Annotated in this window: 16 protein-coding genes and 1 pseudogene; 6 read left to right on the top strand and 11 right to left on the bottom strand. The window is 62.7% G+C overall.

Going from position 1 to position 24,027, the window contains the following annotated elements; translation table 11 throughout:
• Nucleotides 1-41: 41 nt before the first annotated feature.
• The gene (locus tag KR767_RS16790; RefSeq protein WP_250877101.1) at nucleotides 42-986 is read left to right on the top strand and encodes a LysR family transcriptional regulator; all 945 of its coding nucleotides are present in this window, start codon (nucleotides 42-44) and stop codon (nucleotides 984-986) included.
• Here KR767_RS16790 and KR767_RS16785 read toward each other — a convergent pair.
• The 5 genes and pseudogenes from KR767_RS16785 to KR767_RS16765 form a co-directional block, all read right to left on the bottom strand.
• Complete coding sequence (locus tag KR767_RS16785; RefSeq protein WP_250877100.1) at nucleotides 979-2,004, bottom strand: acyltransferase; 1,026 nt, start codon at nucleotides 2,002-2,004, stop codon at nucleotides 979-981. The genes KR767_RS16790 and KR767_RS16785 overlap by 8 nt on opposite strands.
• A gap of 36 nt (nucleotides 2,005-2,040) precedes the next feature.
• Nucleotides 2,041-3,618, bottom strand: a complete 1,578-nt coding sequence (locus KR767_RS16780; protein ID WP_250877099.1) for a macrolactam cyclase family protein — start codon at nucleotides 3,616-3,618, stop codon at nucleotides 2,041-2,043.
• Nucleotides 3,619-3,705: 87 nt separating this feature from the next.
• Nucleotides 3,706-3,876 (bottom strand): hypothetical protein, encoded by a 171-nt coding sequence (locus KR767_RS16775; protein ID WP_166946567.1) that lies wholly within the window; start codon nucleotides 3,874-3,876, stop codon nucleotides 3,706-3,708.
• 378 nt (nucleotides 3,877-4,254) lie between these two features.
• Nucleotides 4,255-4,545, bottom strand: a pseudogene (locus tag KR767_RS21455) (RebB family R body protein); the annotation flags it as partial.
• A gap of 150 nt (nucleotides 4,546-4,695) precedes the next feature.
• Entirely contained in the window at nucleotides 4,696-5,145 is a 450-nt protein-coding gene (locus tag KR767_RS16765; protein WP_166946565.1) for a MarR family winged helix-turn-helix transcriptional regulator, read from the bottom strand.
• A 165-nt stretch (nucleotides 5,146-5,310) separates the two neighbouring features.
• On the opposite strand from KR767_RS16765, the gene aceE reads away from it, so the two are divergent.
• A complete protein-coding gene (gene aceE / locus KR767_RS16760) occupies nucleotides 5,311-7,983 on the top strand; it encodes a pyruvate dehydrogenase (acetyl-transferring), homodimeric type (protein ID WP_250877097.1) in 2,673 nt (890 codons plus the stop codon).
• Between the two features lie 15 nt (nucleotides 7,984-7,998).
• The gene (locus tag KR767_RS16755) at nucleotides 7,999-9,264 is read left to right on the top strand and encodes a 2-oxo acid dehydrogenase subunit E2 (RefSeq protein ID WP_250877096.1); all 1,266 of its coding nucleotides are present in this window, start codon (nucleotides 7,999-8,001) and stop codon (nucleotides 9,262-9,264) included.
• A 7-nt stretch (nucleotides 9,265-9,271) separates the two neighbouring features.
• Here the strand turns inward: KR767_RS16755 and KR767_RS16750 are convergent, their stop codons facing one another.
• From KR767_RS16750 to KR767_RS16740, 3 genes are all read right to left on the bottom strand, one after another.
• Nucleotides 9,272-9,679, bottom strand: a complete 408-nt coding sequence (locus KR767_RS16750; protein WP_250877095.1) for a hypothetical protein — start codon at nucleotides 9,677-9,679, stop codon at nucleotides 9,272-9,274.
• 62 nt (nucleotides 9,680-9,741) lie between these two features.
• Nucleotides 9,742-10,170 (bottom strand): hypothetical protein, encoded by a 429-nt coding sequence (locus KR767_RS16745; protein WP_250877094.1) that lies wholly within the window; start codon nucleotides 10,168-10,170, stop codon nucleotides 9,742-9,744.
• A gap of 11 nt (nucleotides 10,171-10,181) precedes the next feature.
• Nucleotides 10,182-10,526, bottom strand: a complete 345-nt coding sequence (locus KR767_RS16740) for a hypothetical protein (protein ID WP_250877093.1) — start codon at nucleotides 10,524-10,526, stop codon at nucleotides 10,182-10,184.
• 195 nt (nucleotides 10,527-10,721) lie between these two features.
• Between KR767_RS16740 and KR767_RS16735 the strand changes: the two genes are divergently transcribed.
• The 3 genes from KR767_RS16735 (at nucleotide 10,722) to KR767_RS16725 (ending at nucleotide 16,168) form a co-directional block, all read left to right on the top strand.
• Nucleotides 10,722-12,476 (top strand): M61 metallopeptidase family protein, encoded by a 1,755-nt coding sequence (locus KR767_RS16735; RefSeq protein ID WP_250877092.1) that lies wholly within the window; start codon nucleotides 10,722-10,724, stop codon nucleotides 12,474-12,476.
• 88 nt (nucleotides 12,477-12,564) lie between these two features.
• Complete coding sequence (locus tag KR767_RS16730) at nucleotides 12,565-14,103, top strand: S41 family peptidase (protein WP_250877091.1); 1,539 nt, start codon at nucleotides 12,565-12,567, stop codon at nucleotides 14,101-14,103.
• A 199-nt stretch (nucleotides 14,104-14,302) separates the two neighbouring features.
• Nucleotides 14,303-16,168 (top strand): beta-ketoacyl-[acyl-carrier-protein] synthase family protein, encoded by a 1,866-nt coding sequence (locus KR767_RS16725; protein ID WP_250877090.1) that lies wholly within the window; start codon nucleotides 14,303-14,305, stop codon nucleotides 16,166-16,168.
• A gap of 47 nt (nucleotides 16,169-16,215) precedes the next feature.
• Here the strand turns inward: KR767_RS16725 and KR767_RS16720 are convergent, their stop codons facing one another.
• From KR767_RS16720 to KR767_RS16710, 3 genes are read right to left on the bottom strand one after another with little or no spacing between them, the layout of a single operon-like run.
• Nucleotides 16,216-17,628, bottom strand: coding sequence for an efflux transporter outer membrane subunit (locus KR767_RS16720; protein ID WP_250877089.1), 1,413 nt, complete (start codon nucleotides 17,626-17,628; stop codon nucleotides 16,216-16,218).
• Entirely contained in the window at nucleotides 17,625-20,921 is a 3,297-nt protein-coding gene (locus KR767_RS16715; RefSeq protein WP_250877088.1) for an efflux RND transporter permease subunit, read from the bottom strand. Before KR767_RS16715 ends, KR767_RS16720 begins: the two co-directional genes overlap by 4 nt.
• Nucleotides 20,918-24,022, bottom strand: coding sequence for an efflux RND transporter permease subunit (locus KR767_RS16710; protein ID WP_250877087.1), 3,105 nt, complete (start codon nucleotides 24,020-24,022; stop codon nucleotides 20,918-20,920). The genes KR767_RS16715 and KR767_RS16710 overlap by 4 nt, the downstream gene beginning before the upstream one ends.
• Between the last annotated feature and the right edge of the window lie 5 nt (nucleotides 24,023-24,027).

The following is a 24,027-nucleotide window of genomic DNA, read 5'->3' as shown; positions in this document are numbered from 1 at the left end:
TTTAAGTTAAACTTACGAATCCAGGTATTTATAAGTCGTCTATGGATTCGCTCAAGGGCATACAGTGCTTCGTCATCGCCGTGGAGGAAGGCAGCATCGCGGCGGCCGGGCGTCGCCTGGGTATCTCGGCGGCGGCCACCAGCCAGAACATCGCGCGCCTGGAGGCCTCGCTGGGTATTCGCCTCTTGCGCCGCAGCACGCGCCAGCTTGCCCTGACCGAGGGTGGGCAGGCCTATCTTGACCGGGTGAGAGGGCCGCTCAGGGAGCTTGAGGGCGCACGCGAAGTCGCAGGTGATCTCCAGCAGGCCCCGCGAGGCCGGTTGCGGGTGGCCTCTTCGGTCATGTTTGCCCGCCACGTGCTTGCGCCCATGGTGGCTGACTATCTACGCAGCTATCCCGAGGTGTCTGTCGAGCTGGTGGTTGCCGATCGCAGCTTCGATCATGTGCGCGAAGATATCGACGTCAGCATCCGTTACGACGAGCAGTTGAAGGCAAGCCTCATCGCTCGCTCCATCGGCAAGGTGCCCTTCGTCTACTGCGTGGCACCCGTTTATCTGGAAACCCGAAAGGCCCCCCGGACGCCGGCAGAACTGGCCCAGCACACATGCCTCGTATTCCGCTCACCGGTGGATGGACAGGTATTGCCATGGATGTTTTCCGGGGCAGGCACGCAGATCAGGCCCGACTTCGGCGCCACGATGGTCGCCAATGATGGGGATACCCTGACGGAGCTTGCGATATCGGGCGCAGGCATCGTACGGCTGCCGCATTACGTGGCTGATCCGCTGATTCACCAGGGGCGATTGGTTGCTGTCCTGTCACAGGTACCAGGCCCGGTGGCTCGCAAACCCGGATCGACGTGGCCGGCCGAGCATCTCGCCTACTTTGCCTGCTTTCAGGACAGGGCGGATGCCACGCCGAGAGTAAGGCTGTTTCTTGATCGGCTGCTGAAGGCAACGAGCGATCACGCGTCTTTCTTTACGTAATCCGGCGCAACGGCGGAAGCTTCCTTGCCAGATAGACCAAAGCGGCCGTGGAGACAAAGACCACACCCCATATGACGGGAATGCGAAGCCATATCAGGCCCAGTCCGTCATCAAGGTGCCAGTGTTTCACATACAGCCAGATGAGCATCGGATGCAGGCAATAGATGCCGAGGGAGCTGTCAGATATCCATCTGACGAGTGTGACGCTGCGTGCTGGCAAGGTTGTGATGCCGGTGAGGAACAGATAGGCCGCCACGGACGATATCGCGACCAGGGGCGTCAGATAAGAGAAGAAGAATTCGTTCGGCTCACTGATATGGGTCGAGTACAGACAGGTGCCCAGCACGATGACGGACGATGACGCCAGGAAGACGAGTGCGCATGTCCAGCGGCCGATACCCAACGTGGCGGGCCTGCAGCGTTCCAGGTAGGCGCCCAGGACGAAATAGCCCATGAATCCTGAAAAGAATTGTGCGCCCCAAAGGTCAGGTGGGTTCCAGGACTCAGCGAAGAAGAGGCTTATCTGGTTCAAAACGCAGGCGACTAAAAGCCACAGGGCAATGAATATCCTGATTTCGGCATCCGTAGAGGCGCGAAACATCCGGCCGATATAAGGCGCCGCCAGGTAAAGCCCTAATGCGGTATACAGGTACCACAGGTGTTCGAAGGGCAGCATCAGGTAATGCGCCAGCTGCTGCATTGGCGGTATCGACCTGTCGCCAAACAGGTAGACATACACGATGGTCCAGAACACCAGTGGCATCAGTAGCCGGGGAATACGCTTGCGATAGAACGGCAGGACGGGTTCGTCCTTGCGCAGGATCAATGCCCCCGAAAGCATGAAGAACAGCGGCACGGCAACGCGGCACATCGCGTCATATACGACCGACGGTGCCCATAACGGACCGAACGCATAGAAATCGATGGCACACACATGCACCATCACCACCATGGCGCATGCCACCGCCCGTGTGACATCCCATGCCAGGGAACGGTCGTTCTTGCGGGCATCCTGCATGGCTTTCTCCCTGGCTGTGCCTTGCGGTCGATGCGATCAGGACGAGGCCTGCCGGGCGCAGCGTTCCAGCGAGAGGAACGAGGTAAATGCCGACGTGGCCGCATGTGTTCGCGTTTCGACGATCGTCGTCAATAATGCAAGCACGGCATGGTGGTCGACAAGCCCCAGATCCGCCAGGGCGCATTCCTTCAGCTGCGAGGTGAGTGTTTTTTCGTGCTGCGAGATCAGGGGTGGCAATACCCCGGCGAAGGTTTCCTTGACGTAGCCACGTGGAAAGACGTCATCGCCGAGATGGGCCTGAAGATATTGTCGGATGGTCTCGCGTCCACGGCGGTTTTCCGTGGGAAGGCGATGGCAGAACAAGACCAGGTAAGGATCACTCAGCGGGTTCACCGGCCACTGGCCGCGCCGCAGCAGGTCGGGTGCACGGCAGGCCTGGGCCATCAGTGACGTGGCGGGTACGGGGCTGGCCGGGGCATCGAAGGTTCGCAGACTGCGTGCGGCACTCATGGCCGATGGCGTGAGCAGTCCTTCGGCATGACGACGGGCCTCGGATGCCCAGGGGGCTTCGCTCTTCCGGCCCTGTGCGATTTCATTGGCATAGGTGGGAAACAGTTCATCACCACCTATGCCGGTGAAGAGCACATCGCGTCCCTGTTGCCGCGCAGATTCCCACAGGGCGGCACAGGCTTCGAGGTAGAAATCGCGATAGAAACCGTACGCCCCTGGCCGGGACGGCGACAAGCCCAGGTCGGGCGGCCAGGCGTCAATGTCCACCGTATCGTCGAGCAGGCCCAGTCGTTCCACAATAATGGCCCGGCGCTGCACCTGGGGAACGCGGACATCACCGCCCAGGAGAATGCCCTTGCTGGCGATGCCTCGTACCTGCGCTGCGAGGGCCGTGGCGACACTCGCGGAATCCATGCCGCCACTGAGTTCGATCGATGTGGATGCAGCCTCGAGCGGGCGCAGGGAAATAGCCCGCTGCAGCGCGTCGCCAAAGGCAGCGATGACGTCCTGCCCCGGTACGCCTTCCGATGGAATGGTCGGCGCCATGGGTTCGGGATAGCGATAAGACGCCCTGCCCGGCTCTACATGCAGCGATGCGCGCTCGGTGAGCAGGCTGACGCCGATATATAGCTGTCGGGCCGAATACATCGTATGCATGGCCAGCCAATGGCTGGCGACCTCGGCGTCGATCGCCATGGGTCCGGTGCCGAAATCGGCGGAGTTCCAGGAGATGACCACCCGGTCGTCCGCCACCCGGCAATACACGGGGACTGAGCCGAGGATGCCGGCACGTACGCGCAGGCGATGACCGGCACGCGCCACCTCGATCACCAGGTAGTCGAGCGGCCAGAGCATGCACTCTTCGTACAGCCGGGCATATGAGGCGTCGTCGGCCTCATGCCGGATGAAGGCGGCCGATGAAGGGCGCGATGCCAGTCGCTCCCTGACGGTGATGAACCATCGGTCCGAGGCGTGGACCAGTACGGTTTCCAGCATGCGATGCGCATAGGGGGTGATGCGACTGTCCCCGATAGCGAGCGTCCCCTCCTGCCATACCGGCTCCAGCGAAAGGTCAGCCAGCGCGACATCTGCCGTGATCACCATCGATCTCCCTAAAAAGAAAGCCGCCTCCTTGAGGAGGCGGCCCCGAAACATTCGTCACTGGTTATCAGGACGGATGGTCAAGCGAAATCAACCCCAGTCGCCACCGCCAAGCGAACCAAAGCGGCCGATGTCGCCGCTGTCCGCAATCTTGGGCTCGTGCTTCATCGCTGCGGTCGTACGCTGCAGCGGTCCTTCCATCTGGATACCGAACGGATTGGCCATGCTTTCGTCATGCTTAGCCAGGTCTAGCTTGTCCATGAGAACGCTCCACTGGGTGATAGGCCGCGACATAGCGGCTTTCGGAACCTAGCATGGCTTTCCGGACAAAACCACAACGTTGAAGAGAGGTATGGTTCAGAGCTCTTCGATCAATTTCAGCACACCCCTGAAGGACTCCAGCTGATCGGGTGCGGCAACCAGCCTGGCGAGGATCGCCCCAATGGCCGCCTGCTTCAGCAGGGTGAGACTTGTGTCATTGGCCACGGCCTGGAGATGCCGTAGGGAATCCGCGACGGCGTGCATCGCACTGCGTATTTCCTTTGCCCAGGCACTGTCGCCATCCGTCTCGGCACGCTGCAGTGCATCGATGGCCGACGACGTGGCGCTATCGGTTGCGAGCCTGCTGCCCTGCACCTTCAGCGAATCGGCGATGTCTTCGCCAGCCTCCGTTTGTGCCGCACCAAGTGCGGTATCCATGGAGTAGATCTGCATGATGCCCTGGTTGGTCGCCGCCTGCTGCAGGATGTCCTGCTGCTGTTGCAGGTTGACCGCGTTCTGCGAAAGCGTGGCCATCGCGTGTGCGGTTTCCTGATAGAACGTGGCCAATGCATCGACGCTGCTGGCTTGTACTTGACCGTCGAGCACACGCACATTGGTCTGTGTGACGGCATCCGTGATCTGGCCGTTCACTGATTCCGGGTATGCCATAACCATTCTCTCCCGATGGGGCACAGTGCGTGCACTCTATCGGATTCTCATCAGCGCACCGGTCGGCCGCTATGCCAAACCGGCAGGGTCGTATCGCAAGTAATGTCGATCGTTAAATGCCGTATTTGCGCATCCCCGCCTTGAGCGGACTTACGTCGCCCCGCCTTCATTGGCCGCCAGGGCGGCCTGGTCCAGGGCAGCCGCCATGCCTGCGTGATCCATATCGGTGAACTGGGCCAGGAACAGCTCGTCGATGGCCGTCTTGTAGATCCGCCACATGCGCTTGCGCAGGTCGCGGCCTTGCGGGGTAATCGCGACAAAGGCCGCACGGCCGTCAGTTGCCGAGCGTGAGCGGATCACCAGCCCATCCCGCTCCATGCGGTCAACGATACGCGTGAGGTTGTAGCGCTCGATCACTAGTGCATCGGCCAGCTCGTGCATGCGTCGGCTACCGCCTTCCCCGCTCTCCACGCCCCACAGGATGTCGTACCAGGCGTAGGTGGGCAGGTCAGCCTCGGCGAGCCTGCGCTCGATCTCGCGGATCAGCGCCCGGTGGGAACGTACATAGGAAAACCACAGGTCAGGCTCTTTCTGGGCCACGCTTTCTGTTCCGCTGAATGGTGAGTTGCAATCGCAATTCTATCGCGGCATGATGCCTCTCATGACGATTGCAAATGCAATCGTTAGGGCCGTGCCCTATTCCCTACTCTGCATGCCGTCGCAAACCCCTGCGAGCGGCCGATGCCTTTCGCCTGGAGATTTTCCATGACTCATCTCGATGCGCAGCCCGACCTCGATCCCGAAGAAACCCGGGAGTGGCTGGAAGCGCTGGAAGCGGTGACGGCCGCCGATGGCCGTCCACGTGCCCACTACCTCATGGACAGGCTGGGCACGGCCGATGCCCAGCGCTTCGGCGACATGCACGGCCGCGTGACGACCGACTACATCAACACGATCCGCCCCGAGCGGCAGCCGGCCTACCCCGGCGACCTCGCCATCGAGCGGCGACTGAACGGCTTCGTCCGCTGGAATGCGATGGTGATGGTGTTGCGTGCAGGCAGGCACTCCAACGTGGGCGGACATATCGCGACCTATCAGTCGGCGGCCGTGTTGTATGACGTGGGCTTCGAACATTTCTTCCGTGGTCGTACGGATAGCTTCGATGGCGACATGGTGTTCATCCAGGGCCATTCGGCCCCGGGCATCTATGGACGGGCTTATGTCGAGGGGCGGATCGAAGAGCCCGTAATGGAGAACTTCCGTCGCGAGACGGATCGCGATGGCCTGTCGTCGTATCCGCATCCGCGCCTGATGCCGGGCTTCTGGCAGTTCCCCACCGTATCCATGGGTCTCGGTCCCCTGATGGCAGCCTACCAGGCGCGCTTCATGCGCTACCTCGAATATCGCGGGCTGAAGCAGCACCAGGGGCGCAAGGTGTGGGCCTTCCTCGGTGACGGAGAGATGGACCAGCCCGAATCGCTGGCGGCCATTGCCGTCGGTGGCCGGGAGCGGCTGGACAACCTGATCTTCGTCGTCAACTGCAATCTCCAGCGGCTCGACGGCCCGGTCCGCGGCAACAGCAAGGTAATCCAGGAACTGGAAGGCACCTTCCGTGCGGCGGGATGGCATGTGATCAAGGTGATCTGGGGGCGCGGCTGGGACGATCTTCTGGCCCGCGACACGTCCGGCCTGCTGAGGCAGCGGATGATGGAATGCGTGGACGGCGACTACCAGACGTTCAAGTCGCAGAACGGCGCCTACGTACGCGAGCATTTCTTCGGTAAATACCCGGAGCTGCTCGAACTGGTGGCAGGCATGTCCGACGAGGACATCTGGAACCTCAGCCGTGGCGGTCACGACCCGGAGAAGGTGTATGCCGCCTATGCGGAGGCCGTGAAGGAAACCGGCCGGCCCACGGTGATCCTGGCCAAGACAGTGAAGGGTTTCGGCATGGGAGAAGCCGGCGAAGGCCAGAACATCAACCACCAGTTGAAGAAGATGAGCGCGGATGCCGTGCGGGCCTTCCGCGACCGCTTCCATCTGCCCGTGCGCGACGACGAGCTGGACGACATGCCCTACCTGCGCCCGGAGCCCGGCAGCGCCGAAGCCACCTATCTCTCGGCACGCCGGCAGGCGCTGGGCGGCTACATCCCCTACCGGTTGCAGAAGGCGGATGCGCTGCCTGCCCCGCCGATGACGGCGTTCAGTGCCCTGCTGGAAGGCAGCGGCGAGCGCCCGCAGTCCACGACGATGGCCTTCGTGCGCATCCTCTCCACCCTGCTCAAGGACAAGGAGCTGGGCAAGCGCGTGGTGCCCATCGTGCCGGACGAGTCGCGTACCTTCGGCATGGAAGGCCTGTTCCGCCAGATCGGCATCCATTCCTATCTCGGCCAGTTGTATACGCCGCAGGACGCCGGCCAGCTGAGCTATTACAAGGAAGCCACGGACGGTCAGATCCTGCAGGAGGGCATCAACGAATCGGGCGCCATTTCGTCCTGGATCGCCGCCGGTACGTCGTACAGCAATCATGCGCTGTCCATGGTGCCGTTCTACATCTTCTACTCCATGTTCGGCCTGCAACGCGTAGGCGACCTGGCCTGGGCCGCCGCAGATGCGCGTACGCGCGGATTCCTGCTGGGTGCAACGTCAGGGCGGACCACGCTCATGGGTGAAGGGCTTCAGCACGATGACGGACACAGCCATGTACTGGCCTCGGTCATTCCCAGCTGTGTGTCGTACGATCCCACCTTCGGTTACGAGCTGGCTACCATCGTGCAGGATGGCATGCGCCGGATGTTCGCCGAGCAGGAAGACGTTTACTACTACATCACGCTGCTCAACGAGAATTATCCGCAGCCGCCGATGCCGGAGGGCTCGGCCGAGGGTATCGTGCGCGGGCTTTATCTGCTGCGCGAAAGCGCTATGGCCGTAAAAGACGCATCGCGCGTGCAGCTCATGGGTAGCGGCGCCATCCTCAACGAGGTGATTGCGGCGGCGACACTGCTCGAAGAGCAATTCGGCGTAGCGGCCGATGTATGGAGCGCCACCAGTCTTACCGAGCTGCGGCGTGAAGGCATGGCCGTCGAGCGCTGGAATCTGCTTCATCCCGAGGCCGATCCACGGACACCGTATGTCCAGGCCTGCCTCTCGGAGCGTATCGGCCCGGTCGTGGTGGCTACCGATTACATGAAGATCGTCGCCGACCAGATCCGCCCCTATGTGCACGACCGTCGTTTCGTCGCCCTGGGCACGGATGGGTTCGGGCGCTCGGATACGCGTGCATCGCTCAGGACCTTCTTCGAGGTCGATCGCCATTTCGTGGTCGTGGCCGCATTGAAGGCGCTGGCCGACGAAGGCGTGCTTGCGCGTTCCATGGTGACCGATGCCATGACGCGATTCGGCATCCATTCGGACAAGCCGGACCCGGCAGGCATCTGAGGCGATACGACCACTATGGAAACCCTGGTAGAACTGCGTATTCCCGATCTGGGCGGCGCAAAGAACGTTCCCCTGATCGAGTGGCTGGTGGCGGTGGGCGACAGCATTGTGAGCGAACAGGAAATCGCCACCCTGGAGTCGGACAAAGCCACGATGGAAGTACCCTCGCCCGCCGCAGGCATCGTGCGCGAACTGAGAGCATCCATTGGCGATGTTGTTTCCGAAGGTGACGTGATCGCCCTGCTCGGCGTCATCTCGGAGAAGCCGGTGCAAGACAATCCACCGGCCGCCGTGCAACCGATGCCCGAACACGTGCCTGAATCCCCGTTACCGATGCCGGTTGTCTCTGCCGCGGTGACGATTCCATCAAACGGCCGCGTGCCTTATGCCAGTCCTCATGTGCGCAGGATGGCACGATCACTTGGCCTGGATATTCATCGTGTCTCGGGATCGGGACGTGGTGGTCGTATTCGTCCCCAAGATCTGGACGCAGAGCGCGATACGGATGTTGCCGTGTCGCAGATGGGCACCGGTAGCCCGGCGCCCGCTCCGGGATTACTCCCATGGCCCCAGGTGGACCACGCACGCTTTGGTGATACCGAAGAAGAAGCCTTCAGCCGCATACGCAAGATGTCCGCGGCAAACCTCGCCCGCAACTGGGCGCTGATACCTCATGTCACCCATCACGACGAGGCCGATATCACCGAACTGGAACGCTTCCGCAAGTTGACATCCCAGGAAAGCGGAGACATCAAGGTGACCTTGCTCGCCTTCCTCGTGAAAGCCGTCGGCGTACTTCTGACGAAGTTTCCGGTCTTCAACGCCTCGCTGGATGCACGTGGTGATGTGCTCATCCTGAAGAAATACGTCAACATCGGTTTCGCGGCGGATACCCCCGAGGGCCTGGTCGTGCCGGTGATCCGGCAGGTCGACGGCAAGGGTATCGTGCAGATCGCCGGGGAAGCCGCCCACCTCGCCGCGAAAGCCCGGGAGGGACGCCTGGGCCCCGCCGACATGCAGGGCGGCTGCTTCTCGATCAGCTCACTGGGCGGCATCGGTGGCTCGGCATTCACCCCTATCGTGAATGCTCCGGAAGTTGCCATCCTCGGGGTGTCGCGCGCAGCCATGAAGCCGGTATGGGATGGCGAAGCCTTCCGGCCCCGGCTGGTGCTTCCGCTATCACTCTCGTACGATCACCGCGTCATCGATGGAGCCGCCGCCGCACGCTTCGTGGCCGCACTGGTGCGGATGCTTGAGGACTTCAGGCGGGCGTTGCTGTGAAACATCATTACCACGGATCCCGCGACGCTTCTTTCGCACCACTTGCTTTGGCACCGAATGCCCAAAAGACGACGGCAAAAAGTAGAAACGCTACCGTAAATAGGATCGCGTTAGCGCCAAGGTTGAGATTTCGCAGTGACTCGCCGCTCCAGAAGAACCAGCCATCATGACTGCTCCAATACACCCAGTTTGGATAAGGCGGGAGGGCAACGAGGGCGGCCGTTATCACAGCAAAAAACCACTTTGCTTTTGGCAGAACATACGCCACAGCGATAGTCGATGCAGTAAAAAAGACGGTGATATAAAAATTGATCGTGGTCCACACGATCGCAGTCACTATAGAGGGAAGGATCAACAGCACCGCTGCCAGTCCCCCAGCCGGGACTCTGACCCAGGTTCTCTTATGTGACGTCATCAGTGCATCTTCCATAACTGTGCGGCTTATGACAAAGAAGCTAAGCCGGCATGCGACCCTCTTCACTGGGTCATGAGCCTGACTGCTGAGGGACCAGATATTTCGATGGCTGAATCCCTGCAAGCTCCCAGCCGGATCACCGTTCCGTTGTTGGAAGCGTCATTAATTACAGTGCCCGTTACCTCTACGAAATGCCCATCCAGATCAGGCTCAAGGTTAGCCAGCGCGTCGTAATTGACCAGAGATAAACAGCGCACTGGTTTCCAGGACTCATGATCTTTCATTGTCGCCCAGAGATTCCTGTCTTCATGGCGAAGGGTGATCCACGCCCTGAGAGTCACTTCATGTCCTTCAAATTTTTTCGGATTCTCTGCCACATCAAGGAACCGTTGATCAGCAGGAAAGTCATTTTTAACCAGTCCTGATGAAGAGCAGGCGGCAAGCATAAATAGGCAGGTCAAGGTTATTAATATTCTCGACATACTATTCATTGACTAAATCATCAGGCAAGTCGCGCCGTCACCATCTCCCTCCTGCCCAACAAGAAGGCGAACGTCGACAGGAAATGGATCATCGGAAACAGGACTATGTAGATATCGAACTCTGGACCAAGGCGCAGGCGATGGGGAACGAACCCCAGGCCGAGCGCGGCCAGACCCGAAAGAATAAAGATGCCCGTGTTTTTGGTCCTGACGTGGGCACTGAATGCATTGAGGTACATGGCAAGGAACCATAAGCTGCCGAACGCGCTATAAATGAGGGCTTCCTGATCCGTCGTGTAGACGAAAACCTGGACCAGGTAGAGCGCCAGAGATATCAGCAATGAAATGGCAACTAATGCTCTCACGACGGCTTAGCTCTCCGGCTGATCTCGTCTGCGAACTGCGACAACGCTTCCCCTGCGCCCTACGTTTGATACCATGCGCATCGTAAGATGCTGATACAGGCGTCATCACCAGTCAATAGTGAACAAATCCCTTGACTCAGGATGTCGCATAACCTGACAGAATGGCGTCACGCCAAGATATTCCCTGGGAATGTGATGAGCAAACTATCGTCGGGTGCTGCATGGTTCACCTGCGCCACCTTACTGAGCATGGCTGGCATGGGCACCGGTATGGCGGCTACGCCATCATCCCCGCCAAGAATCGACATGCAACTGGCCGAGGTGAGTGGACAGAACGGGCAGGCCCGTGCCATCGCGGTGACTTACAGCGTATCCGTCGCACCCGGTGAGGCCCCGCCGACGTCGTTCGTGTTCGACACGCTGTCCCCTTCCCTGCTGCGCGTGGACGACCAGGTCACGGGACTGGCCGTCACCGACGAAAAGGGCCCGGTTCCGCTGGCCGCACCCGTGATCCGCAAGGATACGGATGCCGAGCATCAGGTCTGGTCGACAAGCCGCCCCACGGTGGGTGTCGTCCATGTTGCCTATACAGTGCCGGTTGCGCGCGCCCTCACTCCGAAGCGTGGGCCGCATCTTGATCTTCAGGCAGCCGGAGGCGGACTTTCCGGCGCCTTTGTCGGCTTCATGCTGTTGCCCGAGATAAAGGCAAAGGACGTTCAGCTGAGTCTGCACTGGCAGCTCCCGGCAGGGCATCAGGCCGTATCCAGCCTTGGCAACGGGGATGCGAACACGAGAATCAGCTTCGACAAGCTGAACTTCGTCGTGTTTCTCGCCGGCTCCTTGCAGAAGCCTGTCCTCAACGACGGTTCGAAAAACTTCGCCGTCTATGCGCTCGGCATGGAGCCATCACAGCTCGATGCATTGGCCACATGGACAGCGAAGGCATATGAAGTGGAGCGCAAGGCATTCAAGGTGCCTGCCGACAAGCCTTACAATTTCCTCGTGCGTTCGTATGAGGGCGGCGGCCAGGACAGCGGGCGGGCCAGCGAAGGCGCCTTCATGCTCTACCTGCCGTCAGGTTACGACACGTCCAAGGCGTCGCTTCACTTTCTCGTAGCGCATGAGATGGTCCATAGCCTCATCGCCAGTTTCGACGATGTGCCGGCCGATGGAGGGCTGTGGTACACCGAAGGCGCCGCCGAGTATTTCTCGGTGAAGCTGCCCAACGACGCGGGACTGTATAGCGCGCGTGACTACCTCGCCACCATCAACGAGATGTCGGCTTCCTATTATTCCAATGCGCTGCGCAACGTGCCTGATGAGCGTATTCCATCCGTCATGTGGACGGGACGCAACGCCTGGATCGTGCCGTACAACCGTGGCTTCATGTATCTGGCCAACCTGGAAGCCTCGCTGCGGGCGCATCATGCCTCTGTGACGGTGCTGGACCTGACCAACGAGGCCAGCCGACGCATTCGTGCCGGCGCTGCCTCGAACGACAAGATATGGGAAGGCGTTCTCAAGGATAAGGTGGCTCCCTGGGCCCTCGACGACTGGCATGCGATGATGGCGGGACGGCTCATCCTGCCTCCCGCAGACACCTTCGGTGCATGCGTGGTGGGTACCCGAAAACAGGTCGGCTTGTTCGACCTTGGCTTCGACAAGCCAGTGCGTCTGGACGCAGGTGGCGTGATTTCAGGGGTGAAGGCAGGATCTCCCGCCGCCCGCGCAGGGCTTCAGGATGGCGACGTACTCAACACCTCGGTCGATATCTACTCTTTGTTCATGAGCCTGGACACGCCGGCGAAGCTGTCGGTCATGCGCGCGGGCAAGCCGCTGACCATTCAATACGATCCTCATCGGGATAGCGTCCCTGGCATGACCTGGTTGCCGGCCTCGGGGAACAGAGATCATCCGTGTGCAGATACCGGGCCGGCGAAGTCAGGGTGACGTCGACAGGGCGCTGACGGAGGGTGGAACCGACAGCGGACGTCCGCGGACAGTCGAGACCCGCTGAAACGCGCCGTATGGCGTCGCCATGGCGTGGCACGGTATTTGCGAAGAGGCATCATCTTCCGAGGAAAGCCGTGCCTTCATCATGCCCAATCCCCTGCTCTCCCGTCTTGCCGCCGCGCTGCTCACAACCTTGCCGCTGGTCTCTTCCGCTTATGCCACCAAGGCACCGGAGGCAGCACCGCGCAACGCCTGGGCCATCATGGCCGACAGGGATGTCGACTTCGCCATCCAGTGGTTCAAGGGACACTCGATCCTCGCGGTATACCCTGATCCTGCGGCGTTCTCCCGCACGCTCGACAAGGCCCGGCGGCAGGCCAATGACGACCTGCGCCATGTCGACAGCTTCGAAGGCTACCGGCAGACACTGAAGCACTTCTTCGCGGTGTTCGACGATGCCCATGCCTACGTGAGCATCCGTTTGACGCAGACGTCGTTCAAATGGCCGGGGTTCCTCGCCAACTATCAGGGACACCGTTTCCTGGTGGCGCAGTCGGAGGTGGCATCGTTGCCGGATGGTACGGAGATCACCTCGTGTGATGGCGTGCCGATGGCCGACTGGGCCGAACGAATCGCGCCGTACGAACGGATCATTCCCGGACTCGGCTCCACCCGTGCACGTGCAGCCCCCCTGATCTTCCGTGACGCGGACAGTCCCTTCGTAAGCCGGCCGGTCCATTGCCTGATCGGCGGCAAGACCGTGGAGCTGGACTGGCGCAGCATCTCGTCCGGCGAGATGACCCAGGTCACCACGCGCATGCAGCCAAAGCTCGACGACGGCGTATCAGTCTCTTCGTTTGGCGACAACGGCGCCTGGGTACGGCTGGGCAATTTCTCGCCAGCCAATCGCAAGCAGTCCGACGAATTCGAAGCGCTTTACAAGATGGCGCCCGCGCTCCGTGACAAATCGGTGATCGTCTTCGACGTGCGCGGCAATGGCGGCGGCCCCTACGAATGGTTCATGGGCGTACTTCGCTCGCTCTACGGGCCGGAATACGTCGATTACTACGCGCGGGCACGTATGCAGATATCGCCTGTTTACCGGATTTCAAAGGGCAAGGAGCTAGACCCCGCACCGCCGGAGACCGGGGCGGATGCACCATCGAAGGCGCCTCTCGACGGCCTGCCGGACGACGGTAGTGAAGACCGGTTGCTGGATGCCGCAAAGGCGCGTGGCGCAAGCTTCATCCACCTGCCCAACCGGCACGATGTGCCAAGGCCTTCCTCGGCACCGGCCAGCCTCGTCCACGCCAGGGTGATCGTGCTCACCGACTATGGCTGCGGCAGTGCGTGTATCGGCTTCGTGGACGAACTCAAGCGTATCCCGGGCCTGACCCAGGTAGGTACCGAGACCTTCGTGGACTCGCGCACCGGCACAGCGGTGGCCGCCCGACTGCCCAGTGGCAACGGTTCGATCGGCGTACCCAGCATGACCCGCGATGGCCGCGAGCGTAACGACAACGAGCCCCAGAAGCCCGCCATGGAATTCGAAGGCGACATCGGCGACACGGCCGCAGCGCAGGCCTGGGTGCGCGACGTCGTGCTGGCAAAGCCGGCCCGCTGAGCGGGCACGACGGTTCCCGAGCGGCCGCATCCCGGTGACGTCACCGGGGTGCGGCTTTTTTGCTCCCAAGCCAAAGATCGCCAAATCAACGAGATAGACAAGATGCGTTCGCGCTGACGGGTTAAATTGGCTGGTGGGTCCCGCGAGGGTGCTCATACTTCTATACTGATTGTTTAGTCTTACCGGTCATTACCCGAACATGTTGAGAAGCGACCAAGTCCTCGTCACCGTCGGTACCGCCTGTTCCATCTCGGCGGTGGGTTCCACGGAAACCTACCAGGCGCGCGTGGCCCAGTCCGCGGAATTCCTGCCCCTGGCGGCCTTCGATGCAGGCCTTGTCGAGCTCGACCCTGCGGCGGACAACGCGGCCGACGGCATGCGCTGGGCCACGGGCGAACAGGCCGGCGAACCGGTCATGCTCGACGAGCTGGAGCGCCTGCACGGCCGCACCCTGCGCAGCAACAGCGGCATCCGCCACGTGCCCAACGTGCGTGACCTCGCCCCGCGCGTGGTCACCGACATCGCGGCCCCGCTGCCGCACGATCTGGAAACCGTGGGCCTGCGTCGCCTCGCTGGCCTGCGTTATGAAGACATCCGCGGCTCGAAGCTGAAGGATATGCACGGCCTGTTCCAGGACGATCCGTTGCTCAGCCCGTCGCTCCAGGCCCAGCTGTTTGCCTATGGCGCGCTCGGTGCGCTGGCTGGCCTGCCGCGTCCGCTCTCGGAGCTGGTGTCCCGGCCGTTCGGTTTTCGTGTGGCGGCGGCCACGGCCTTCGGTGGCCAGGAAGCCCTTGGCCAGTGGCTGCGTCCCGACGCACCGTTGCCCGAAGGCGGTTTCCCGAAGGATACCTTCGCCGTCCGTCTGGCTCATTCGCTCGGTTCGCACGGGCCTGCGCTGGTCTCGACCATGCTTGCGCCGGCATACAGCATCAGCCGCGTGCTGAAGAACCCCGAGCTGCGCGAGTCGCTGCGCTCCGACGACGTGGGCTTCATGCGTGTGCCCCAGGCACCGATGACGGCCGTCGGCGCCTGCGCATCCAGCCTGATCGCACTGGCGGACGTCGCGCCGCAGCTGCTGTTCGACTACCCGGGCTACCAGAAGCCCGAGATGGTGCTGCTGACGGCCGCCGATGCCGCGCTGCAGCCGCGTTTCGGCATCCTGGAAGCCTTCGGCGGCGGCGCGCTCATGACCGGCGACAAGCTCGCCACGAAAAACGCCGCGCATGGTGACGAAGAACGCACCGTGCACGATTCGCTGGCCCCGTTCGACATCGACGCCGACGGCACGGTCGTCGGCCACGGCGGTTCCGGCCTGCTGGTCACCACCCTCGATTTCGCGCTGCGCAACAAGCTCGACGTCACCTCGATCATCGTCGGCTGGGGCCAGAGCTCCGAAGCCGGCGGCAAGGCGCATTTCGCCGGCGTGGGTTTTGGTGGCGAGAATGCTCTGGTCCAGGCACTGGACATGGCCTTTGAAGGCCACGGCTACGGCGTGCACGACTTCCAGTACCTCGCCGCGCATGCCACGGGCACCCGCACCAACTCCAAGACCGACCTCGGTACCGCGTTGGCGGCGCTGCGTGGTGCGGGACAGCGCCAGGGCGTGGCCGAGGCCGACCTGCCGAAGCTGTTCGTCGGCACGCCCAAGGCCGTCGGCGATGGCCACACCATGGGCGAGACGGGCCTGAAGGCCGTGTCGCAGGCGTTGCAGTTCGTGCTGGGTCGTAAGGCGCCGGGCGTGCCCACCCTGCGCCGTCTCGATCCGGATCTGGCCGAAGTCGCCAGCCACTTCCATCTCCAGGCAGCGCCGTCGGAGGGCAATGCCAACGGTGGCGCGGTCTGCGCCACGCAGGGCTTTGGTGGCTACAACGGCGCCGTCGCGCTACGTTCGGCCACGCCCGAGGCCATCTCGCGCTATGTGTCCGACAAGGCCACGCTCGATGCCTATCTGGCCGAGTGGCCCGCGATCCGTGCGGAGCGCGAGAAGAACGAGCGCATCGCACGCCGCAGTCCGAAGCTCGCGCTGGCGATGGCAGAGAAGCATCGCTGGACCGGCCTGGACTGATCCACCCGCAGAAGCCCGGCCTGAGCGCCGGGCTTCTCGTTTTCAGCTCAGTGTCCCGTCTTTGGCGGACTGGCATCACCGCCGAGATCGCCGATGAGTGACACGCTATCGAGCAGGCGCTGTTCCTTTACGCTCAGCGCCGTCTGCTCCGTGCTCAGCAAGGTGGTCTGCGCCGTGACGGCCGTGGTGTAGTCGACCGTGCCCGCCTGGTATTCGTTGAAGGCAATTTCGGAACCGCGTCGCGCATCGGCCACGGCGCTGTCCAGCACGGCCGCCTGCTGCGCCAGGATGCTGATGCCAGACAAGTCATCCTCTACGTTCTGCAGGGCCGTGAGCACAGTCTCGCGATAGTTCGCTACCGAGGCCTCGTAAGAGGCCTTCGTGGCAGCGACCTGACCCTTGCGTGCGCCGCCATCGAAGATCGTCTCGCTCACGTCCGCACCCAGCGACCAGACATGGTTGGCGATATGCAGCAGGCCAGCCAGCGGCGACTGCGAGAAGCCATCCGCGCCCGAGAGCGTAATGTCCGGATAGTAGGCGGCGATCGCCACGCCGATGGCGGCATTCTGCGCAGCCATCTGTCGTTCGGCCACCGAGATATCCGGCCGGCGTTGCAGCAGGGTCGACGGCACGCCAGCGGGCACCGCAGGCAGTTCGGGCAGCGTGGTGCCATGGGGTATGGCGAGTTCCTCCGGTGTCTTGCCGACCAGCACGGCGATGGCGTGCTCATACTTCGCGCGTGAAACGCCCAGCGCGATCAGGCTCGACTGTGCGTTCTCGAGCTGTGTACGTGCGGTGATCACGTCCGACGGCGGCTTGATACCGGCGTCACCCTGGTTGGCCACGACGCGCAGGTATTCCTTGTAGGCATTCACGGTCTGTGTGAGCAGGTCGATATTGGCATCGGTGACGCGCAGGTCGATCACCGCATTGGCCAGCGCGACCTGTTCCGTCAGCGTGGCATTTGCCAGCGTGGCGGCACTGGCTTCGGCCGTGGCCTTGCTCTGTTCCACGCCACGACGCACCTTGCCCCACAGATCCGGTGCCCAGCTGACATTGCCTTCCAGCGAGCCCGAGGTGCGGATGCCCGGATTCACGGCCTGGCTGCCGGCAGTGGTACGCGAGCGCGTCGCCGAGCCGCTGATGCCAATGGTGGGAAACAGGCCGGCCCGGGCCTCCTGCACTTCGGCCAGGGCTTCCTGGTAGTTGGCATAGTTCTGCTGCACGGTCTGGTTGGAGACCGAGACCTGGGGCTCCAGCTGATCCAGCAGCGGATCGTGGAAGGCCTTCCACCATTCGCCCTTGGGCGCGTCGTCCGCCGGCTGCGCGACGTTCCAGCCGGGCTGGGTTGCGTAGCTGGCAGGCATCGCGACACTGGGCCTGGTGTAGTCGGGGCCGACCATGCAGCCATGCAGCAGCCACGCGATGGCGACGACGAGGGTCTTGTGGGATGTCTTCATGTCCGTACGCTCGCGTCTGCGCGGTTCCACGGCAGGCGGGCGGACCAGACCGCCAGCCTGGCCCGCAGGCCGTCGAGATGGATATAGATCACCGGGGTGGTGTACAGGGTGACGATCTGGCTGAGCACGAGGCCGCCCATGACGGTGATGCCCAACGGCTGCCTCAGGGAGGCGCCCTGCCCCAGGCCGATGGCCAAGGGCACGGCACCGAGCACGGCCGCCGCCGTGGTCATCATGATCGGCCGCAACCGGATCACTGCCGCGCGATGGATCGCCGTGCGTGCGTCCAGTGCCTCGTCGCGCTGAAGGTGTATGGCTACGTCGATCATCATGATCGCGTTCTTCTTCACGATGCCGATGAGCAGGATGATGCCGATCATGGCGATCACCGAGAACGGGATGCCAAAGATAAGCAGGGCCAGGGTTGCGCCGATGCCTGCCGAGGGCAGCGTCGAAAGGATGGTCAACGGATGCACGGTGTTCTCGTAGAGAATGCCCAGCACGATGTACACCGCCGCCAGTGCGGCGAGGATCAGCCAGGGCATGGTGGACATCGACTGTCCGTACACCTGCGCCGCACCGGCGAAGCTGCCGTGAATCGATGCCGGCATGCCGATCTGCCGCGATACCTGGTCGATGGTGGCGGCCGCTGCGCTCAGCGATCCGCCGGGCGGCAGGTTGAACGAGATGGTGGCGGCCACCAGGCCATCCTGGTGGCTCACCTGCGTGGCGGTGTGGTTGCCCACGTAACTCGCCATGGCGGGGAATGGCACCAGGGTTTCCGAGGCCGTGCTGTCCGCGCTGCCGCTCGAACTGCCGCCCTTGGAGTTGGCGATGGCGTTGTTGAGCTGGTTGGCCTCGGCGTCGGCGTTGCGCGAGTTCGTGCTGCCCGCCGTGCTCCCAGCCAGGGTCACGCCCTTCACCAGCGCCGACGACATCTGCGTCTGCTGGGTACCGCTGGCATTGCCTGCCGCCGTGCTGAAACGCATGCGGTCGAGCATCTGCGGGTATTGCCAGTACTGCGGCGCTACCTCCATCACCACGTAGTACTGGTTCAGCTGGTTGTAGATGGTGGACACCGTGCGCTGCCCGAATGCGTCGTAGAGCACGCTGTCGAGCTGGTTGGGCGCGAAACCATACCGCGCGGCGGTAGCGCGATTGAAGTTGATGTAGATCTGCAGGCCATGCTGCTGAAGATCGGAATTCACGTCCGATAGCTGGCTGCGCTGCTTTCCCAGTGCGTCGACCAGGCGTGGTACCCAGTCGAACAGCGAATTCGCGTCGTCACTGGTCAAGGTGTACTGGTATTCCGCAGCAGACTGGCGGCCGCCGATGCGCAGATCCTGCGCGGCCTGCAACAACAGGCGTGCACCGGATACCGCGTTGAGCCTGGGACGCAAGCGGTCCACGACTTCGGCGGCCGAGATCTGCCGCTCGGCCAGCGGCTTCAGTTCGATGAAGACATTGGCGGTATTGAGCGCCCTGCCCCCCGTGAACCCGGCCACGGATGCCACGGCGGGATCGCGCTGCACGATGCCTTGCAACTGAGCCAGTTTCTGCTGCATCGCCTGGAAGGAAATACTCTGGTCCGCGATGATCTGGCCGGTGAGGATGCCGTTGTCCTGCTCGGGAAAGAAGGTGGATGGCAGGAAGCGCACCAGCACGACGTTGAGCACGATCAGCACCAGGAAGATCACGGTCACCAGCGTACGGTGCTCCAGTGCCTTGCCGAGCGAGCGGTCGTAGCCATCGCGAAAGCGGTCGAACTGGCGCCCGGCCCAGCTTGCCCAGCGCCCTCCGGAAAAAGCCTTCTGTTGGCGCCGCAGCACATAGGCCGTCATGGTCGGGGTGACCGTCAGCGAGACCACGAGCGAGATGAGGATGGCGATGGACAGCGTCACGGCAAACTCGTGGAACAAGAGGCCCACGATGCCGGGCATCAGCAGGATGGGCAGGAACACCGCGATCAGCGACAGGCTCATCGAGATCACGGTGAAGCTGACTTCCGCGCTGCCGCGCAGGGCCGCCTCATGCACCTCCATGCCCTCTTCCACATGGCGTGCGATGTTTTCAAGCACCACCACGGCATCGTCCACGACGAAGCCCGTACCAATGGTCAGCGCCATCAACGACAGGTTGTCGAGGCTGTAGCCCAGCAGGTACATGGGGCCGAACGTGCCAATGATGGACAGCGGCAGCGCGGCGGCGGGCACCAGCACGGCACGTGGTGATTGCAGGAAGACGAACACCACCCCGATCACCAGCACCACGGCGATGCATAGCGTGCGCTCGGTATCGTCCACGGCGGCGCTCACGGACTGCGAGCGGTCCACGGCGATGCCGATGTGGACATCGTGCGGCAGCGAGGCTTCCACGGAGGGCAGGACCTTGCGGATCTGCCCCACGGTTCTGACGATATTGCTGCCAGGCAGCGGATACACGATTACCAGCACCGCATCCTTGCCGTTGTACAGGCCGGCATTGCGCAGGTTCTCGGCCGAATCCACCACATCGGCCACGTCACGCAGGAACACCGGCGCATTGTTGCGATAGGCGATCACCAGGTCGCGATACGGCGCGGCTTTCGGAATCTGGTCGTTCGACAGGATCTCGAAACGCTGGTCGCCCTGGTCGATATGCCCCTTGGCGCTGTTGGCGTTGGCCGAGCCCAGCGCGGCGCGCACGTCTTCCAGGCCGATACCGTAGCTGCTCAGCTGGTCCGGATGCAGCTCCACACGCACGGAGGGCAACGCGCTGCCGCCCAGGGTGATCTGGCCTACGCCGTCCACCTGCGACAGCTGCTGCTGGAGGATGGAATTGGCCGAGTCGTAAAGCTGGGCGCGCGTGAGCGTGGACGAGGTCAGCGCAAGCACCATGATCGGCGTATCGGACGGGTTGTACTGCCGGTAGGTGGGGTTGTTGCGCAAGGTGGACGGCAGGTCGGCGCGCGCTGCCTGGATGGCCGCCTGCACATCGCGCGCGGCGCCGTTGATGTCGCGATCCAGACCAAACTGGATCACGATCATGGCCGAGCCCACGGAGCTGGTCGAGGTGAGTTCGCTCACATCGGCGATGGAGCCCAGTCTGCGTTCCAGCGGCGCGGCCACCGTCGAGGCCATGATGTCCGGACTGGCACCGGCCATGCTCGCCTGCACCACGATCACCGGGAAGGTGACATTGGGCAACGGTGCCACCGGCAGGTTGAAATACGCCAGGGCACCCGACAGCAGGATGGCGACGGCCAGCAGCGTGGTCGCTACGGGGCGCCCGATGAATAGCCCCGGGATGTTCATGGCTGCGGCCCGATCGCCGGCTGCGGTGCCTTGCGCCGGCGCGAAGCCAGGCGATCAAAGAACAGGTACACCACCGGTGTGGTGAACAGGGTCAGCACCTGGCTGAGGGCCAGGCCACCGATGATGGCCAGTCCCAGCGGCCGGCGCAGTTCCGAGCCCGTGCCCGTGCCCAGCAACATGGGCAAGGCACCGAGCATGGCCGCCAGCGTGGTCATCAGGATGGGGCGAAAACGCAGCAGCGATGCTTCGAATACGGCATCGGCCGGCGTCTTTCCGTGCGTGCGCTCACCTTCCAGGGCGAAGTCCACGATCATGATCGCGTTTTTCTTCACGATGCCGATCAGCAGCACGATGCCGATGATGCCGATCACGTCGAGATCGTGACCGGCGACCATCAGGGACAGCAGCGCGCCGATACCGGCGGACGGCAATGTCGACAGGATCGTGACCGGATGGATGAAGCTCTCGTAGAGCACGCCCAGCACGATATAGACCGCTACCAGTGCGGCGAGCAGAAGATACACCTCGCTGGACAACGAATCCTGGAAGGCCTGCGCCGCACCCTGGAAGGACGATGTCACCGACGGTGGCAGGTTTGCGGCCTTCTCTGCGCTGGCGATATCGGCGACGGCCGTACTGAGCGAGGCGCCCTGGGCGAGGTTGAACGAAAGCGTGACGGCCGGAAACTGGGCCAGATGGCTGATCGCCAGGGGTGACTTCACGATGCGGATGGACGCAATACCCTTCAGCGGCACCTGTCCGCTGCTTCCGGTCTGGCTCGGCAGGTAGATGTCGCCCAGTGAATCGACCGTGGACAGGCTCTCGGGCTTCGCCACGAGGATCACCCGGTACTGTCCGGACTGCTCGAAGATGGTGGAGACGATGCGCTGGCCCAGGGCATCGTAGAGCGCATTGTCGATGGTGGCGGCCGTGATGCCGTAGCGCGCCGCCAGCTGGCGGTTCACCTCGACGTCCACGGCCGGGCCATCGTTGGCCAGGTCACTGGTCACGTCGGTAATCGAGGCGATGCCCTTCATCCGGTTCACCAGTCCGGGTACGTATTTTGCCAGTTCGTCCTGTGACGAACCGCGCAGCACGAACTGGTACTGGTTGGGCGATACGGTGGTGTCGAGGGTCAGGTCCTGCTCCGGTTGCAGGAAAAGCCTGATGCCGGCGACGTTGGCGGTGTCTTTCTGCAGGCGTCGCGCAATGCTGGCGGCGGTACCGGAGCGATCCCCGATGGGCTTGAGATCAATGAGGAAACGACCATTGTTGAGCGTCTTGTTGGTGCCGTCGATACCCACGTACGACGTGATACCGGCCACGTCGGGGTCTTTCACCAGCACATCGGCCAGCGCGGCTTGTCGCTCTACCATCGCGGCATACGACACCGAGTTGTCGGCCACGCTGATGCCTTCGATCACGCCCACGTCCTGCACGGGGAACAGGCCCTTGGGGATCACCACGTAGAGGACCAGCGTGATTGCGACGGTCCCCAGGAAGACCAGCAGGGTCAGTGTCTGTCGCGCCATGACGAAACGCAGGCCGCGCTCGTAGGAACCCAGCAGACGGTCGAACAGGGATTCGCTGATGCGTTCGAAGCGGCTGGGCTGCCGTTGCGCCTGAGCACGGAGGATACGGGCACACAGCATGGGCACCAGGGTGAGCGACACGATGCCGGAAATCACGATGGTGACCGCCAGGGTGACCGCAAACTCCTTGAACAGGCGGCCGATCACGCCGCCCATGAAGAGCAGCGGGATCAGCACGGCGATCAGTGACACGGTCAGCGACACGATGGTGAAGCCGATCTGCCCTGCGCCTTCCAGCGCGGCTTCCATGGGGGTCTTGCCTTCCTCCAGGTAGCGGACGATGTTCTCGATCATCACGATGGAGTCGTCCACCACGAAGCCGGTGGCGATGATCAGCGCCATCAACGACAGGTTGTCGATGGAATAGCCCAGCTCGTACATCGCGGCCAGCGTGCCGATCAGTGACACCGGCACCGAGATGCTGGGGATGATGGTGGCCGGCAGGTTGCGCAGGAAGACGAAGATCACCAGCACCACCAGCACCACGGCCAGTGCGAGTTCGAACGCAGCGTCGGAGACCGACGAACGGATCACGCCCGTGCTGTCCGAGACGATGTCCACCTTCATGCCGGCCGGCAGGGTGGATTCCAGCGCAGGCAGTTCTTTCTTGATCTGGTCCACCGTGGCGATCACGTTGGCACCGGGCTGCCGCTGCACGTTGAGTACGATGGCTTGCTGGTGTCCGTACCATGCGCCCAGCTCGGTGTTCTGCGCCGACTGGGTCACCTTCGCCACGTCGCGCAGGTAGACGGGCGCGCCGTTCTGGTACGAGATCACCGTGGCGAGATAATCCTTGGGATCGCGAATCTGGTCGTTGCCGTTGATGGTGTAGTCGAGCTTCGGGCCGTCGAAATTGCCCTTGGGCTGGCTGACGTTGACGTTGGCCAGCAGCGAACGCAGGTCATCGATGTTGAGGCCATAGGCTGCAAGCTTCTTCGGATCGGCCTCGACACGAATGGCCGGCACGTTGCCGCCGGCAGGCACCACGAGGCCCACGCCCGGCACCTCGGCAATCTTCGAACCCAGCCGGTTGTTGGCCACGTCCTCGATCTGGTTCAGTGACATCGACGCCGACGTCACCGCCAGGGTGAGGATCGGACGATCGGCGGGGTTTACCTTGGCATAGGTCGGGGGCGCAGGCAGGCCGCTGGGCAGCAGGCTGGACGCAGCATTGATGGCCTCCTGCACGTTCTGCTCGGCCACGTCGAGGCTGAGCGACAGGTCGAACTGCAAGGTGATTACCGACGCGCCGGCCGAACTGGTCGAGGTCATCTGCTGAAGGCCGGGAATCTCGCCCAGCTGCACCTCCAGGGGCGCCGTGACGGTATTGGCCATCACCGACGGGCTGGCGCCGGGATAGAACGTCTGCACCTGGATCACGGGGTAATCCACATCCGGCAATGACGACACCGGCAGGAAGCGCACGGCCACCAGGCCCACCAGTACCAGGGCAAGCATCAGCAACGCCGTGGCCACCGGCCGCAGGATAAAGAGGCGGGAGATGTTCATGAGCG

This window comes from Luteibacter anthropi (assembly GCF_023699965.1).
Classification (GTDB): domain Bacteria; phylum Pseudomonadota; class Gammaproteobacteria; order Xanthomonadales; family Rhodanobacteraceae; genus Luteibacter; species Luteibacter anthropi.
The sequence above is the reverse complement of the archived record's forward strand: the minus strand, read 5'-3'. Positions and strand labels throughout refer to the sequence as shown.